This window comes from Methylobacterium sp. DB0501 (assembly GCF_011043735.1).
In the GTDB taxonomy this organism is placed as follows: domain Bacteria; phylum Pseudomonadota; class Alphaproteobacteria; order Rhizobiales; family Beijerinckiaceae; genus Methylobacterium; species Methylobacterium alsaeris.
Genome location: NZ_JAAKGV010000018.1, coordinates 23,175 through 37,684 on the forward strand (window position 1 = coordinate 23,175; position 14,510 = coordinate 37,684).

Genomic DNA, 14,510 nt, shown 5'->3' on the forward strand with positions numbered 1-14,510 from the left:
CGCGCCGAGCTTACTGCGAACGGGCGACGAGGCGACAGCTGCTCTCGGCGAGCGGCCGGAACGCCTGCTCCGGCGGGATCGCGGCGACCAGCTTGTAGATGTCGTTGCGGTTCTTCGATTCGGCCGGCGCCTTGACCTGGAACAGGTACATCGGGTGCAGCTTGCGGCCGTCCTCGCGGATGCTGCCGGGGCCGAAGACGGGATCGTCGGTCGGCATCTCCTTCATCTTGGCGAGGACCGCGCCGGCCTCCTTGGTGCCGGCGGCCTGCACCGCCTTGAGGTAGTGCAGCACCGACGAGTACACCCCGGCCTGGACCGAGGTCGGGGGACGGCCCTGATAGGCGCGGGCGAAGCGCTCGGCGAAGTCCCGGGTCTTGTCGTTGAGATCGGAGTAATACGCTTCCGTCAGGACGAGGCCCTGCGCCACGTCGAGCCCGATCGCCTGGACGTCGCTGGAGAAGACGAGGAGGCCGGCGAGCTTCTGCCCGCCCTGCGTGATGCCGAATTCCTTGGCCTGCTTGATCGCGTTGATGGTGTCGCCGCCGGCATTGGCGAGCCCCACCACCTTGGCACCCGAGGCTTGCGCCTGGATCAGGAACGACGAGAAGTCCTGGCCCGGGAAGGGATGGCGCACCTTGCCCAGCACCTTGCCGCCGGATTGCATCACCACCGCCTCGGTGTCGCGCTCGAGCGCGTGGCCGAAGGCGTAGTCGGCGGTGACGAAGAACCAGGTGTCGCCGCCCGCCCGCACCATCGCGCCGCCGGTGCCGCGGCTGAGCGCGTAGGTATCGAAGGTCCAGTGGATGGTGTTGGGCGAGCAGGCCTTGCCGGTCAGGTCGGAGGTCGCGCCGCCGGAAACCAGCAGGATCTTGTTCTTCTCCCGGGTGATCTCATTGACGGCGAGAGCCACCGACGAGGTCGGCACGTCGACGATCACGTCGACGCCGTCCTTGTCGTACCAGGTGCGGGCGACGTTGGCGCCGATATCGGGCTTGTTCTGATGGTCGGCGCCGACGACCGTGACCTCGATGCCCTTCTCGCGGGCCTTGAAGTCCTCGACCGCCATCCGGGCGGCGGCGGCCGAGCCTTCCCCGGTGATGTCGGCGTAGACGCCGGACCGGTCGTTCAGCACCCCGATCTTGGTCTTGATCTGCGCCTGCGCCTGCGCGGCGCTCATCACGCCGAGCAGACCGGCGATGACGGCCTTCCATGGGCTCATAGGGACCTCCCGGCGGGCCACCCTCGGCGGGCCCCGGCCATTGGCGTTTCCTCGCGACGCCCGAGCGTGTCGTCGGGCGCGGGATGCCGGAGGGTGTCTTGGGGCCCTCTTGGGGGCCGTGCTCGGAGCATACCTGCCATGCATTCCCGGCAGGACCGTAGCGTCGGCGCCGATCCGCCGTCAATGCATGAACGGCGTCGCCCCTCGGGGAAGGACGAGGCGAGGGTTCTCCTCTCCCTGCCAGCAGGGAGAGGAGAACCCTCGCCCGTCGCGGATCAGATGACGACCGGCACCTTCGCCCCGTCCATCGTCAGCGTCACGCCGGTGACGTAGCTCGCCTGCGCCGAGGCCAGGAACACCACCGCGGCAGCGATCTCCGCCGGCTCCGCCATGCGGCCGAGCGGGATGCCGGCCTCGGCCCGGGCCTGGGCCTGCGCCGCGTCGATGCCCTGGACCGCCGCCTCGGCCTGCATGCCCTCCGCGACCCGGTCGGTGCGGGTCAGGCCCGGGCTGACGCCGACGACGCGCACGCCCCGGCCGGCATAGGCCTGGGCGAGGCCGGCGGTCGCCAGCATCAGGGCGGCGTTGGCGGCGCCGCCGGCGATGTGGGTCGGCGCCGCGACCTTGCCGCCGCTGCCGATCACGTTGACGATCACGCCGGTGCCGCGCGCCGCCATCCGCTTCACCACGGGATCGAACATGTTGACGTAGGAGAACAGCTTGGCATCGAAGGCGGCGCGCCAGCGCTCAGGGGTCAGCTCGTCGGGCGGCACGCGGCGCGCCGCCCCGGCACTGTTGACCAGCACGTCGACGGGACCGAGCCGAGCCTCCAGCGCGTCGAGGGCGGCGAGGGCCTGGGCCGGATCGACGAGGTCGGCGGCGTAGCCCGCCACCCCTTGCCCAAGCTCGGCCCGGGCGCGGTCGAGGTTTCCTTGCGCGCGCGAGACGATGCCCACCGTCGCCCCCTCGTCCAGGAAGGCGCGGGCGCAGGCGAGCCCGATCCCCTTCGAGCCGCCGGTGACCAGCACGACCTTGCCGTCGAGTCCGAGCTTCATCCTGATCCTCCCCGTTGTAAGAGCCCAGTGTCGACCACCGCGCGCCCGCCGTCGATCGGCGTCAGCCGAGCTTGCCGGCCGCCGCCTCGAGCAGGCCCATCGCCTCGTCGCCGAACTTCTTGCGCCATTCGGCGTAGAAGCCGCTCTTGCGCAGTTCCTCCTTGAACGGCGCGGTGTCCACGTCATTGAAGGCGAGCCCCTTGCCCGCCAGCTCCTCGCGCAGGGAGGCGTTGAGCCGGGCGACGTCCTTGCGCTCCTCCAGGCAGGCGGCGTTGACGTTCCGGGCGAAGATCTCCTTCGTCTCCGGCGGCAGCTGGTTCCAGGCGCGGCGGTTGATCAGGAACCACCAGCCGTCCCACATGTGGTTCGTCACCGAGCAGTATTTCTGCACCTCGTAGATCTTGGCGGTGTTGATGATGACCGGCGGGTTCTCCTGGCCGTCGACCACCTTGGTCTGGAGCGCGGAATAGACCTCGGCGAAGTTGAGGCTGGTCGGCGCGGCCCCGAGCGAGCGGAACAGCGAGGTCCACAGCGCGCTCACCGGCACCCGGATCTTGAGCCCCTGGAGATCCTTCGGCTCCTTGATCGGCCGTACGCTGTTGGTGATCTGCCGGAAGCCGTTGTCCCAGATCTTCTCCATGACGACGAAGCCGGCCTTCTCGATCTGGCCGCGCAGATGCTGGCCGAGCGGCCCGTCCATGCCGCGCCAGACCGCATCGTAATCCGGAAAAGCGAAGCCGAGGCCGTAGATCGACGAGGTCGGGATGATCGTCGAGAGCACATTGACGCCCGACAGCGCGAAGCATTCCAGCGCGCCGGAGCGGAGCTGCGAGAGCATGTCGCTCTGGCCGCCGAGCTGGTTGTTGGAGAAGATCTGAAGCTCGACCTGCCCATTGGTCTGCTCGCGGATGGCGTCCGCGGCCTTGCGGGCGTGGATGTTGATCGGGTGGGTGTCGGGCACGTCGGTGCCGAGCTTGAACACGAACTCCGCGGCGCGGGCGGTGCGCAACGGCAGGGCCGAGCCGATCAGGCCGGCACCGAGGGTGCCGGCGATCACGGCGCGGCGCGAGAGGGGGGCGCGCGACATCGTTCCTCCTGGTGTGGTGTGGTTGGCGGCTTTGCCGCTTGGGTGTTTTCTTGATTCGATCGTGTTCGCAAACGTCTCCTGTGACGTTCCATCGTCATCCCGGTGCCGTGCAGTGGAACCTGGGATCCATAACCACTGACGATCCCGGATGAAGCGGGACGGTCCTCGCCTTTTTCTTCGACGTCAGCGGTTATGGATCCCAGCTTCCCGGCTGCGCCGGGTCCCGGGATGACGTGGAGAGCTGTCGATGGCGGCGGTCACCCGGCCTACCGCCACCATCATCCGACATCACAACGCGATGATCGGCTTGATCTCCTCGAAGTTCTTCATCCGGGTCAGCGCCGTATCGACCTGATCGAGGCTGTAGCGGTTGGTCACCATCGTGTGGAACGGCACCTCGTGCTGGTGCTTCTCGACGAATTGCAGCGCCTTCCAGTACGCCTTGGCCTGGCCGGAGAACGAGCCGAGCACCCGCAGGTTCTTCGCCACGATGGTCGAGGGCGTGATCGTCGTGGTGCCCTGGCCGAGCTGGCCGACGACGACGTAAGCGGCGCCGCGCCGCGCGAGGTCCAGGCCCTCGCCGAAGGCGGCCGGGTGGCCGGTGAACTCCATCACCACGTCGGCGCCGCGCCCGTCGGTGAGCGCCCGGACCCGGTCGAGGCGCTCAGGCTGGCTCGTCTCCTCGATCGACAGCACCTCGTCGGCACCGAAATCGCGGGCGAGCGCCAGCCGCGGCGCCGGGGCGCCGAGGGTGACGACCCGGCGGGCGCCCGAGATCTTGGCAACAGCCGTCGCCAGCAGCCCGAGGGGCCCGGCGCCCTGCACCACCACGGTGTCGGTCGGATCGATGCGGCCCAGCATGTCGAAGGCGTTCATCACCGAGCGGAAGGCGCAGCTCGCCATGCTGGCGAGCTCGTTCGGCACCGCATCCGGCACCTTCACCCGGCTGGAATCCGGCAGGACGTAGCCGTATTCCGAGAAGCCGCCGAGCAGGTAGGGCGCGACGTCCATCCGCTCGTACATGTATTTGCGGCTGTACTGGCACAGGGTCGGCTCCCGGGCGACCGTGCAGAAGTAGCACCGGCCGCAGGCCGTGTGGGTCCAGGTGATGCGGTCGCCGACCCGGAGCGGCTGGCCGACCGAATCGCGGTCGGTGCCCGACCCCATGGCGACGATGCGGCCGACCATCTCGTGGCCGATGATCACCGGCAGGTCGACCTTGAGGGCGAGCGACCCCTGCCAGAGATGGACGTCGGTGCCGCAGATCGAGCAGGTCTCGATCTTGGTGAGGATCGTGCCGGGCTCCAGCTCCTGCGGCACCGGCACCTCCTCGATGCAGACCGGCGCCTTGAATTCCCGCACCACGGCGGCGCGGCTGGTCTTCGGAAAGCGCATCATGGGCGGTCTCCCGTCTGGCCCTCGGGCACGGTCGCGAGCACGCGGCGCGCGAGCTTGAGGTGGGCGATATCGATCATCCGTCCGTCGAGGACCGCGACCCCCGCCCCGCTGCCGTCCAGCAGCCGCACCACCTCCCGGGCCCAGGCGACGCGCTCCGGCGTCGGGGTGAAGGCGGCCGTGACCGCCGCCAGTTGGCCGGGATGGATGCAGAGCTTGCCGGCGAACCCGTCGGCGGCGGCGGAAGCGGTCTCGGCCCGGAGGCCGGCGGGGTCGCGGGGATCGGGGAACGGCGTGTCGATCGCCGCGACGCCGGCACCGGCCGCCGCGATCAGGAGCCGGTCGCGGGCGGCGGCGACCGGCGCCGCGAGGGTGCCGTCGGCGCGGCGCGGGACGATGCCGAGATCGGCCGACAGGTCCTCGGCGCCGAAGCAGAGGGCGCGCAGGCGCGGCGACACGCCGGCATAGTCCATATCCTTCAGGGATTCCGCGGTCTCGGTCGCGAGGAGCAGCACCGCGACCGAGCCGGCCTTCACGCCGCCGGCCGCCTCCAGCACGTCGAGCTGGCCCGACAGCATCAGCAGGTCGGCGGGCGAGGTGCATTTCGGCAGCAGGATCGCGGCGGGCCGCGCCGGCACGATCGCCGCGAGGTCGGCGAGGTACCAGGCGGTGCCGCGGGGGTTGATCCGCACGATCAGCGTATCCGGCCGGTCGCGCAGGGCAGCGGCGGCTTGGCCGCGCGCCGCGTCCTTGGCGGCGGGCGCGACGCTGTCCTCGAGGTCGAGGATGACGGCGTCGGCGCCCGCGGCGACGGCCTTCTCGACCTTGCGGGCCGAATCGGCCGGGGCGAACAGGAGGGAGCGCAGCCTCATCGCGAGATCTCCTTCCGGTCGAACTCGGCGGCGATGTCGGCCTCGTCCTGGCCGAGGGAGGGCGCGAGGCGGCGGATCCGCCCGGGCGTGCGCGACAGGCGGGGGAACGGCGCGTGCATCGGCACCGGGCCGTGCTCCGGATCCTCGACCTCGACCAGCACGCCGCGGCCCTTCACGTGCGGGTCCTCGGCGAAGCCCGCCGGATCGTAGACCGGGCCGACGGTCACTTCCGCCGCCTCGAAATACGCGAGGTTGTCGGCGAGATCCCGCGCGCCGATGAAGCCGCCGACGATCGCGTCGACCTCCTCGACATTGTCGAGCCGGGCGGAATTGGTGGCAAAGCGCGGATCGGCGATCATGTCGGGCCGGCCGATGGCCGAGAACAGCCGGGCGGCCATGGCTTGCGTCGAGGCCGAGAGCGCCAGCCACTCGCCGTCGCGGGTGCGGTAGACGTTCCTGGGCGCCGTGATGCTGACCCGGTTGCCGATCCGCGAGGGCACGCGGCCGGTGAGCCGGTGGATCGCGGCGTCGGGCCCGAGCGTCGCGTGGAGCGGTTCGAGCAGCGAGAGGTCCACCACCTGCCCGGCCCCGTCCGGGCCTTCCGCGACCCGCAGGGCCGCCAGCGTCGCGAAGGCCCCGGACAGGCCCGCCACCATGTCGGCCAGCGCCAGGTTCGGCAGGGCCGGCGGCTTGTCGGAAAACCCGTTCTTGGCGGCGAAGCCGCTCATCGCCTCGATCAGCGAGCCGAAACCCGGGCGCTGGGCGTAGGGGCCGGTCTGGCCGAAGCCGCTGACCCGCACGATCACGAGCTTCGGGTTGAGCGCCAGCAGCGCCTCGGGGGCGAAGCCCGCCGCCTCCATCACGCCGGGGCGGAACCCCTCGATCAGCACCTGGGCGGTCGGCACCAGCCGGCGCAAGCCGGCCTTGCCGTCGGGCTCGCGCAGGTCGAGACGGATCGAGCGCTTGTTGCGGCCGTAGACCTTCCACCAGGCCGGGATGCCGTTCTCCTGCCAGTGGCGGAGCGGGTCGCCGCGGTCGGGCTCGAGCTTGATCACGTCGGCGCCGAAATCGGCGAGCTGCAGGCTCAGCATGTTGCCGGCGACGAGGCGCGACAGGTCGAGCACCCGGATGCCGGCGAGGGGGCCGTCGGCGACGGGGCTCATGGGCGCCTCCGCCGGGAAGCGGCGTCCCGCCGCCTGTCCGCGATAACGGCGTCCCGCCGCCCGCCCTCGATGGCGGCGTCCCGCCGCCCGTGCGTCCTGCGGGCCATGCGCTCCTCCCGGGTTGTCTTGCTTGGGGCGTATCCTGGCCGAGGGTCTGCCCGGGATCGAGACGGATTTCGCGGGGAGGGTATCGGGGAATCTTATGGCTCGGGGCTCATCGACCGGCTCGACGGCCGGGGCACCCGCTTGGTTGTTCAGGGACCGTCCGATCCGCTCGAACCAGCAAGTCGCATAGGTCCGGCCGCGTCGCGTGCCTGCGCCAGCCCACATGGGAGAGGGGATCCCGCGCCCTCCGTTTCCCCGGACGGCACGGCGCGTGCGAGGAGAGCGGCATGCCCGCCCTCGTCGCGCGAACGCGACGATCGTCGGAGCTGGACGCTCAGCCCGCGACCCGCAGGATTACCACCCGCAGCGGCTGGCGCAGGACGAAGCCCCCCTCCCCCCGTTCTGCCTGCGCGCGAAAATCCGCCGCAACGGCGTCGCGATGCGCGCGGGCGGCGGCCTCGCGGTCGGGATCGCCGGCGGTGACCCGGGCGAGGAAGGCGTCGAGATCCGCGACTGTCTCGACCCGGTCGATCACCGTGTCCCGCTCGATCGCGACCACGCCCTCGGCCACGCACGCCGCGAGGGCGGCCGCCGCCTCGGCGCGGATCGCGGTCTCGTCCTCGACCCGGCGCATCGCCAGGAAGAAGCTGCCCTCGGCCAGGGGCTCGACCACCACGACCCCACGGCCCGGGCCGGTGACCCGGGCGGCCTCGCGCAGGGCCGCTGCCATGCCGGTTCCCGGGACGTGGTGCAGGGAGTTGAGGAAGACCGCGCCGTCGAAGGCGCCGTCCGGCCACGGCAGGGTCTCGGCCGCGCCAAGGCGCAGGTCGGCCCCGGGCACGCTCGCCCGCGCCCGCACCAGGGCCGCCTGCGACGGATCGAGGCCCGCGACGCGAGCGCCCCGGGCGGTGAGGGCGCGAACGAGCGCGCCGGCGCCGCAGCCGATATCGAGGAGGCGCCGGCCGGGGAGCGGCGCGAAGGCCTCGGCGATCAGGTCGAGGGCGGTGCTCATGCCCCTGGTGCTCATGCCCTGGTGCTCATGCCCCTTGAGCCGGCACCTGAGCCAGGATCGCCTCGGCCTGGAGCAGGATCGGCCGGTCGACGAGCTTGCCGTCGACCACGATCGCTCCGGGGCCGGTGGCGCTGGCGGCGACGACACGGCGGGCCCAGGCGATCTCGCCCTCGCTCGGCGACAGGCCGGCATTCACCGCCGCGACCTGGGACGGGTGGATGCAGAGCTTGCCCCCGAAGCCGAAGCTGCGCGCCCGCGCCACGTCCTCGGCGAGCACGTCCTCCCGCTTCACCTCGACGGTGACGCCCTCGACGGGAGCCTGGAGTCCGGCCAGCACCGATTCGAGCACCAGCTGGCCGCGGACGAAATCGAGTTCGCGGCCCTGGCCGCGGATGCCGGTCTCGGTACAGAAATCGACCGACCCGAAGGCGAGGCGGTCGAGCCCCTCCGCGCCGGCAAGTGCCCTGAGACCCGCGATGCCCCGCACCGTCTCGACCAGGGCGACGAGGCTGCGCTGCGGCGCCAGGACAGCCCGCAGGGACCGGATCTGGTCCGGCTCCTGCGCCTTCGGCAGCATCAGCCCGGCGAGGCCCGGCAGGCCGGCGAGCGCCGCGACGTCGTCGGCGTGCCAGGGGGTGCCGGTGGCGTTGACCCGCACCATGGCGGCGCCCGGCGCGGCACGGCCGAGCCAGTCGGCCAGGGTGTCGCGCGCCGCCGCCTTGGCGTCGGGCAGGACCGCGTCCTCGAGGTCGAGCACGACCCGGTCGGCGCCGCTCGCCAGCGCCTTCTCGAAGCGCTCCGGGCGGTCGCCGGGACAGAACAGGTAGCTGCGCTCACGCCTCATCGGAATCCTCCAGTCGGGTGCGGGTCCCCGCGCGCTCGCGCCGGAACACCGCCGAGTAGCTGAATCGCTCGGCCGGGTGGACGCTGATCGCGACCTCGATCACCTCGGCCCGCCGGTTGAGGTAGAGCCGGCAGATCCACAGGGCCGGCGCCCCGGGTGCGGCGCCGAGGCGCTCCGCCTGGTCGGGCGCCAGCACGACGGCGCGGATCTGCTGCTGCACCTCGGCGACGCTCTCGCCGAACTGCTCCTCCAGGCGGACATAGACCGGCACGGTCGAGCGCCCGCCGACGTCGCGTACGGCGCGGAAGGCCGGGTGGATGTAGATCTCGGTGACGCAGAGCGGCGCACCCGCCTCGCCCTCGCGGTGGCGCAGGCCCCGCATGTGGAGCCAGGACTGGCCGGCCGGCGCCTGGGCGAGCGCCGCGATGTCCTCGGCGAGCGGCGCCATCTCGACGTCGAGGATCTCCAGCACCGTTTCGGCGGTGTATTGCTGCAGGTCGTCGAGGCCGTGCATCACCTGCCGGTAGGCGGTGCGCGATTGCGCGCTCAGCACCCGGGTGCCGACGCCGGCCTGGCGGCTGACGAGGCCGAGCTCGACGAGGCGCTTGATCGCCTCGCGCACGGTGAAGCGGCTCGCCCCGAACTGCTCGCACAGGGCGAACTCGGTCGGCATCAGGGCACCGACCGGGTACCGGCCCGATTCGATCTCGCTGATCAGGGTCTGGGCGAGCTGCAGGTAGCGGGGCTGCGGAGCGATGAGGGCCATGGGACCGGGGCAAGGGGGGCGGGATGACCGCGGGTGAGGTCGCGATCATCACATATGAGGCCGGCCGAGTCTGTCACCTCCCCGCGGGTCGAGGATGGGCGTGCAGGCGCGGGTCGGCGGGCCGACATTCCATCGAAGAACAACCGCTTTCCCGGACGACTGGAACAGAGTGGAAGGAGACCCTGGATCCCGCGGAAGAAGTGCCGCGAACCGGCTCTGCATGCTGCAACGCTCAGACAAAAAGACGCTTCGCGGATTTTTATAATGTATCCCGGATCTCCTTGCGCTGACGCTGCAGTCGTCCGGGAAAGGACGTGGCTTACGAGGAAGCGTCGAGCCGTCAGGCGCGGCAGAACCACTGCCGTGTCCAGTGATCGTCCGGAGCCCGCGGCAGTTCCTCTCACCGCACCACGGCCCGCTCCCGCAAGCCCCGGATCGCCTCGTCCGAGAACCCCGCGCGCCCCAGCACCGCATCGGTATCCTGCCCGAGATCCGGCGCGGCCTTCACCGGATGGGCGGCGCCCGCCGCCCGGACCGGCGAGGCGATGCCGCGGATCGGGCCGTGGCGGGGATGGGCGAAGTCGAGGACGCGCTCCTGCTCGTGGACGAAACCGTTCTCCAGCGCCTCGCGCACGTCGTGGACCGGCGCCACCGGCACCGCGCCGCCGAGGAGCGCCATCCACTCGGCGGTGGTGCGCACCGAGAGCGCCGCGTCGATGGCGGCGTTGACCCGCGGCCGGTTGGCGAGCCGGCCTGCGAAGGTCGCGAAGTCGGGATCCTCCAGCCATTCGGGATGCCCGACGCGCTCGGCCAGGATCCGGAAGAACTTCTCCTTCTGGCACATGATGAAGATCCAGCCGTCCCCGGTCCGGTAGAGCTGGCTCGGGGTGAGCGACGGGTGGCTGGAGCGCGGCTCGCGGGTCGTGACGACGCCCTTGTTGAGGTACCACGAGCCCACGTAGCAGAGGTTGTGCAGCGCGACGTCGAACAGGCTCACGTCGTAGTCGCGCCCGCGCCCCGTGCGCCGCGCCTCGACCACGCCGGCGAGCAGCGCCATGGCGGCGGTGGTGCCGGTCATCAGGTCGATGATCGACAGGCCCATCCGGGCCGGCGGGCCGTCCGGCTCGCCGGTGACCGAGAGGTAGCCGGCCTCCGCCTGCATCAGGTAGTCGTAGCCGGGCCAGGCCGCCCGCGAGCCGGTGCGGCCATAGGCCGAGAGGTGGACGCAGACCAGGGCCGGGTTGACCGCGCCGAGATGGGCGTGGTCGAGGCCGAGCTTCGCCGGCAGGTCGCCGCGCAGGTTGTTGAATACCGCATCCGCCCCCGCCGCCAGGGCGTGCAGCACCTGCCGGCCCTCCGGCGCCTTGAGGTCGAGGGCGAGCGAGCGCTTGTTGCGGTTGAACGCCTCGTAGAAGTGGCTGTCGCCCGGCTCCAGGAAGTGCGGCCCGACATGGCGGCCGATATCGCCGCCGTCCTGCATGTTCTCGATCTTGACGATCTCGGCGCCGAGGTCGGCGAGATGCTGGGTCCCGAACGGCCCGGCGCCGTATTGCTCGACCGAGAGTACCTTGAGGCCGGCGAGGGGCAGTGCGGGTGACGGCGAGGCGGCTGCGGCCGCGCCGGTCTCAGGCGCGTGGTCGGGCTGGAGCGCCTGCGCCGCCCCGACCACGAGATCGTCGTGCAGGGCGTCCATCAGACCGGGTTCCTCTCGACGAGCTGCTTGGCGATGATGATGCGCTGCATCTCGTTGGTGCCCTCGCCGATGACCAGGAGCGGCGCGTCGCGGTAGAGCCGCTCGACGCCGTATTCCTTCGAGTAGCCGTAGGCGCCGTGGATGCGCATCGCCTCGGTGGCGTTCTCGACCGCGGCCTCGGTGGCGAAGTACTTCGCCATGCCGGCCTCCATGTCGCAGCGCTCGCCCCGGTCGAAGGCCTCGGCGGCGCGATAGGTCAGGAGCCGGGCCGCCTCGACCCGGGTCGCCATCTCGCCGAGCTTGAGCTGGATCGCCTGGTGCTCGCAGATCGGCTTGCCGAAGGTCTTGCGCACCTGCGCGTAGGCCACCGCCTCCTTGAGCGCCGCCTGGGCGACCCCGACGCCGCGGGCCGCGACGTTGATGCGGCCGAGCTCCAGCCCGCCGAGGATCTGCTGCAGGCCCCGCCCCTCGGCGCCGCCGACCACCCGGTCGACGGGGACGCGGTAATCCTGGAACGAGATCTCGCAGGTATCGATGCCCTTGTAGCCGAGCTTCGGCAGCTTGCGGCTGACCTCGAATCCCGGGCCCTTCTCGGCGATGAGGAGGCTCATCCCCTTGTGGCGGGGGCTCGCCGCCGGATCGGTCTTCACCAGCAGCGCGAAGGTGTTGCCGTAATAGCTGTTGGTGATCCAGGTCTTGGTCCCGTTGACGACGTAGGTCTCGCCGTCGCGCCGGGCGGTGGTGCGGATCGCCTGCAGGTCGGTGCCGCAATCGGGCTCGGTCAGCGCGATGCCGCCGCGCAGCTCGCCGGTGGCGAAGCGCGGCAGGTAGGCCTCCTTCTGGCTTTTCGTCCCGTAGCGCTGCACCGCCATCGCCATGATGAGGTGCGAGTTGACGATGCCGCTGATCGACATCCACACCGCCGACATGCGCTCGATGATCTTGGCGTAGGCCGCGGTCGAGAGGCCCAGCCCGCCGTATTCGGGCTCGATCAGGCAGCCGAACAGGCCGAGCTCCTTCATCGCCTCGACCATGTCGGCCGGGTACTCGTCCCGCGCCTCGAGGTCGTGGACGTAGGGCTTCACCTCGGTGGCGAGGAAGCGGTCGACGGAATCGAGGATCAGGGCGTCCTCGTCGAGGTGGTCGGCGGGCGTCTTCATGTCCATGACGACAATCCTTCTCATACGAAATCCGGATGATTGCTTCGCAATGCGGATTTCTGCTTCGTTCAAGCGCCGCACGGGCTTTCGATACGGTCCCCGGAAAGAATCCTCCGAGACCGTATCGGGCGAGGTCAGGCGGGGCGGCGCAGGCCGGCGGGGGCCGGCGCGGCAGCGGGCTCGGCATCGGCCTCGTCGAGGGAGAGGCCGCCGGTCTCGACCCGCAGCAACAGGATCGCGGCGCAGAGCAGCACCAGCATGCAGGCGACCATGCCGAGCACCCCGGGCAGGCCGAAGCGGTCGAACAAGGCGACGACCAGGAACGGCGTCGCGATCGAGGTGGCGCGCCCGCACATGCCGGCGAAGCCGGTGCCGCGCAGGCGCAGATGGGTCGGGAACAGCTCCGGGATGTAGGCGTAGAGCCCGAGCGTCACGAGCGTGTAGATGCTGGTGACGAGGGTGAAGCCCACGACCGTGATGGCGACCGGCTCGCGCAACGTGGCGTAGACCGAGCCGAGCGCCAGGATGGCGAGGCAGGTGCCGACGAGGGAGCGCTGGCGCGAGACCCGGTCGCCGAGCGCCATGCCGACGAGGGCGCCGGCGACGCTGCCGAGCGACATCAGGGTGGTGAAGCCGAGCGAGCGCACCACGCTCATGCCCTGCCCGACCAGGAAGGTCGGCAGCCAGGCGACGAAGCCGTAGACCGCGACGTTGACCGCCATACAGGTCAGCGCCGCCGCCGCCGTGCGCCCGGCCATGCCGGGGCGGAACAGGGCGTGGAACGGCACAGCCGGCGCTTCCAGGCTGCGCACGGTCGCCACGGGCGGCAGGGCGCGGCCGGCGCCGACCTCGGCCTCGATCGCCCGGAGCGTGCGTTCCGCCTCCTCGCGCCGGCCGACCGCCTCGAGCCAGCGGGGCGATTCCGGCATCTGCTTGCGCATGACCCAGATCGCCAGGGCCCCCAAGCCCGCGATGGCGAACATCGCCCGCCAGCCGAGGGTCGGGATGACGAGGTAGCCGATGCTGGTGGCGAGGAAGAGACCGGAATTGGTCAGGATGCCGAGGATCGCGATCCAGCGGCCGCGATAGGCCGGCGGCACGAACTCGCAGAGCGTGCCGGCCGCCACCACCAGCTCGGCCCCGAGCCCGATGCCCATGATGAAGCGGCAGAGGGTCAGGATCTCGATGTTGGGCGCGAAGCACGCCGCCAGCGAGGCCAGCCCGAACAGGCCGAGGTTGAACTGGTAGGAGACGCGCCGGCCGTAGCGGTCGCCGACATAGCCGGCGAGGCCGGCGCCGCCGAGCATGCCCGCGAAGGTGACCGCCACGAAGGTGGCGTTCTGGCTCGGCGTCGAGAACCCCTCCTGCAGCATCGCCGCGATGACGCCGCCGGCGAGGTAGATGTCGAAGGCGTCGAGCGCCGCGCCCGCGCCGATCAGCCCGAGGATGCGCCAGTGGAACCGGGCGATCGGGAGCCGGTCGAGGCGTGCTCCCGCATTCACGATGGGTGTCTGAGCCATGACGCTGCGTCCTCCCTCGGGCGACCCGGCCGTTGATCGGCCTATCGGGTCCGATGCCGGTCTCAGCCCTCGCCGACGCCGTGGCCGCGCTTGGGCACCAGGGCGCTGCGGACGAAGTCCATCACCGGCGTCCCGTCCTGCTTGAAGGCCCGGGTCTTGACCGTGACGATTCCCTGCGTCGGCCGGGAGCGCGACTCGCGGGTCTCCAGCACCTCGGATTCGGCGTAGAGCGTGTCGCCCGGGAAGACCGGCCCGGTGAGGTTGATCTCGCGCCAGCCGAGATTGGCGATGGCCTTGCCGCTAACGTCGGCCACCGTCATGCCGAGCACGATGGCGAGGCTGAGCCCGGAATTCACCAGCGGCTTCCCGAACTCGCTCTTCTCGGCGAAGGCCCGGTCGCAATGCATCGGGTGGAAATTCATCGTCATCAGGGAGAAGTTGATGTTGTCGCTCTCCGTGACGGTGCGGCCCGGGCGGTGCTCGTAGACGTCGCCGATGGCGAAATCCTCCAGGTAGCGGCCGAACGGGGTGACGTGGCGGGTGCCGCCTTCGCGCATCGGATCCTCCCTTATTTGTACGGACAAACTCACAAAATGGATCGCCCCTGTCAAGGGCGGGG

13 protein-coding genes are annotated in these 14,510 nt (G+C 71.0%); all 13 read right to left on the reverse strand.

Annotated elements, in window-relative coordinates; genetic code table 11:
* Nucleotides 1-10: 10 nt before the first annotated feature.
* The 13 genes from G4G93_RS24025 to G4G93_RS24085 all read right to left on the reverse strand — a co-directional run bounded on the left by G4G93_RS24025 (nt 11) and on the right by G4G93_RS24085 (nt 14,448).
* Entirely contained in the window at nt 11-1,219 is a 1,209-nt protein-coding gene (locus G4G93_RS24025; protein WP_165088031.1) for an ABC transporter substrate-binding protein, read from the reverse strand.
* A gap of 275 nt (nt 1,220-1,494) precedes the next feature.
* Nucleotides 1,495-2,274 (reverse strand): SDR family NAD(P)-dependent oxidoreductase, encoded by a 780-nt coding sequence (locus G4G93_RS24030; RefSeq protein ID WP_165088034.1) that lies wholly within the window; start codon nt 2,272-2,274, stop codon nt 1,495-1,497.
* 61 nt (nt 2,275-2,335) lie between these two features.
* The gene (locus tag G4G93_RS24035; RefSeq protein ID WP_165088036.1) at nt 2,336-3,361 is read right to left on the reverse strand and encodes a TRAP transporter substrate-binding protein; all 1,026 of its coding nucleotides are present in this window, start codon (nt 3,359-3,361) and stop codon (nt 2,336-2,338) included.
* Nucleotides 3,362-3,649: 288 nt separating this feature from the next.
* Nucleotides 3,650-4,759 (reverse strand): zinc-binding dehydrogenase, encoded by a 1,110-nt coding sequence (locus G4G93_RS24040; protein ID WP_206289991.1) that lies wholly within the window; start codon nt 4,757-4,759, stop codon nt 3,650-3,652.
* Nucleotides 4,756-5,628: an HpcH/HpaI aldolase/citrate lyase family protein gene (locus G4G93_RS24045; RefSeq protein ID WP_165088039.1), complete on the reverse strand. Its 873-nt coding sequence runs from the start codon at nt 5,626-5,628 to the stop codon at nt 4,756-4,758. The genes G4G93_RS24040 and G4G93_RS24045 overlap by 4 nt, the downstream gene beginning before the upstream one ends.
* Entirely contained in the window at nt 5,625-6,791 is a 1,167-nt protein-coding gene (locus G4G93_RS24050; protein WP_165088042.1) for a CaiB/BaiF CoA-transferase family protein, read from the reverse strand. Before G4G93_RS24050 ends, G4G93_RS24045 begins: the two co-directional genes overlap by 4 nt.
* Nucleotides 6,792-7,230: 439 nt before the next feature.
* The gene (locus G4G93_RS24055; RefSeq protein WP_165088044.1) at nt 7,231-7,923 is read right to left on the reverse strand and encodes a class I SAM-dependent methyltransferase; all 693 of its coding nucleotides are present in this window, start codon (nt 7,921-7,923) and stop codon (nt 7,231-7,233) included.
* Between the two features lie 10 nt (nt 7,924-7,933).
* Nucleotides 7,934-8,752 carry a CoA ester lyase gene (locus tag G4G93_RS24060; protein ID WP_165088047.1) on the reverse strand — a complete coding sequence of 273 codons (819 nt, stop codon included), beginning with the start codon at nt 8,750-8,752 and terminating at the stop codon, nt 7,934-7,936.
* Entirely contained in the window at nt 8,742-9,518 is a 777-nt protein-coding gene (locus G4G93_RS24065) for a GntR family transcriptional regulator (protein ID WP_165088050.1), read from the reverse strand. The genes G4G93_RS24060 and G4G93_RS24065 overlap by 11 nt, the downstream gene beginning before the upstream one ends.
* 400 nt (nt 9,519-9,918) lie before the next feature.
* Complete coding sequence (locus tag G4G93_RS24070; protein WP_165088052.1) at nt 9,919-11,211, reverse strand: CaiB/BaiF CoA-transferase family protein; 1,293 nt, start codon at nt 11,209-11,211, stop codon at nt 9,919-9,921.
* Nucleotides 11,211-12,377, reverse strand: a complete 1,167-nt coding sequence (locus G4G93_RS24075) for an acyl-CoA dehydrogenase family protein (RefSeq protein WP_165088055.1) — start codon at nt 12,375-12,377, stop codon at nt 11,211-11,213. Before G4G93_RS24075 ends, G4G93_RS24070 begins: the two co-directional genes overlap by 1 nt.
* A gap of 128 nt (nt 12,378-12,505) precedes the next feature.
* Nucleotides 12,506-13,891 (reverse strand): MFS transporter, encoded by a 1,386-nt coding sequence (locus G4G93_RS24080; RefSeq protein ID WP_165088058.1) that lies wholly within the window; start codon nt 13,889-13,891, stop codon nt 12,506-12,508.
* Between the two features lie 62 nt (nt 13,892-13,953).
* Nucleotides 13,954-14,448, reverse strand: a complete 495-nt coding sequence (locus G4G93_RS24085) for a MaoC family dehydratase (RefSeq protein ID WP_165088060.1) — start codon at nt 14,446-14,448, stop codon at nt 13,954-13,956.
* Nucleotides 14,449-14,510: the final 62 nt, after the last annotated feature.

Excerpts from the sequence above, each read along its gene's own strand:
- G4G93_RS24025 (WP_165088031.1), bottom strand. The coding sequence starts at position 1,219 with ATGAGCCCATGGAAGGCCGTCATCGCCGGTCTGCTCGGCGTGATGAGC.
- G4G93_RS24030 (WP_165088034.1), bottom strand. The coding sequence starts at position 2,274 with ATGAAGCTCGGACTCGACGGCAAGGTCGTGCTGGTCACCGGCGGCTCG.
- G4G93_RS24035 (WP_165088036.1), bottom strand. The coding sequence starts at position 3,361 with ATGTCGCGCGCCCCCCTCTCGCGCCGCGCCGTGATCGCCGGCACCCTC.
- G4G93_RS24040 (WP_206289991.1), bottom strand. The coding sequence starts at position 4,759 with ATGATGCGCTTTCCGAAGACCAGCCGCGCCGCCGTGGTGCGGGAATTC.
- G4G93_RS24045 (WP_165088039.1), bottom strand. The coding sequence starts at position 5,628 with ATGAGGCTGCGCTCCCTCCTGTTCGCCCCGGCCGATTCGGCCCGCAAG.
- G4G93_RS24050 (WP_165088042.1), bottom strand. The coding sequence starts at position 6,791 with ATGAGCCCCGTCGCCGACGGCCCCCTCGCCGGCATCCGGGTGCTCGAC.
- G4G93_RS24055 (WP_165088044.1), bottom strand. The coding sequence starts at position 7,923 with ATGAGCACCAGGGGCATGAGCACCGCCCTCGACCTGATCGCCGAGGCC.
- G4G93_RS24060 (WP_165088047.1), bottom strand. The coding sequence starts at position 8,752 with ATGAGGCGTGAGCGCAGCTACCTGTTCTGTCCCGGCGACCGCCCGGAG.
- G4G93_RS24065 (WP_165088050.1), bottom strand. The coding sequence starts at position 9,518 with ATGGCCCTCATCGCTCCGCAGCCCCGCTACCTGCAGCTCGCCCAGACC.
- G4G93_RS24070 (WP_165088052.1), bottom strand. The coding sequence starts at position 11,211 with ATGGACGCCCTGCACGACGATCTCGTGGTCGGGGCGGCGCAGGCGCTC.
- G4G93_RS24075 (WP_165088055.1), bottom strand. The coding sequence starts at position 12,377 with ATGGACATGAAGACGCCCGCCGACCACCTCGACGAGGACGCCCTGATC.
- G4G93_RS24080 (WP_165088058.1), bottom strand. The coding sequence starts at position 13,891 with ATGGCTCAGACACCCATCGTGAATGCGGGAGCACGCCTCGACCGGCTC.
- G4G93_RS24085 (WP_165088060.1), bottom strand. The coding sequence starts at position 14,448 with ATGCGCGAAGGCGGCACCCGCCACGTCACCCCGTTCGGCCGCTACCTG.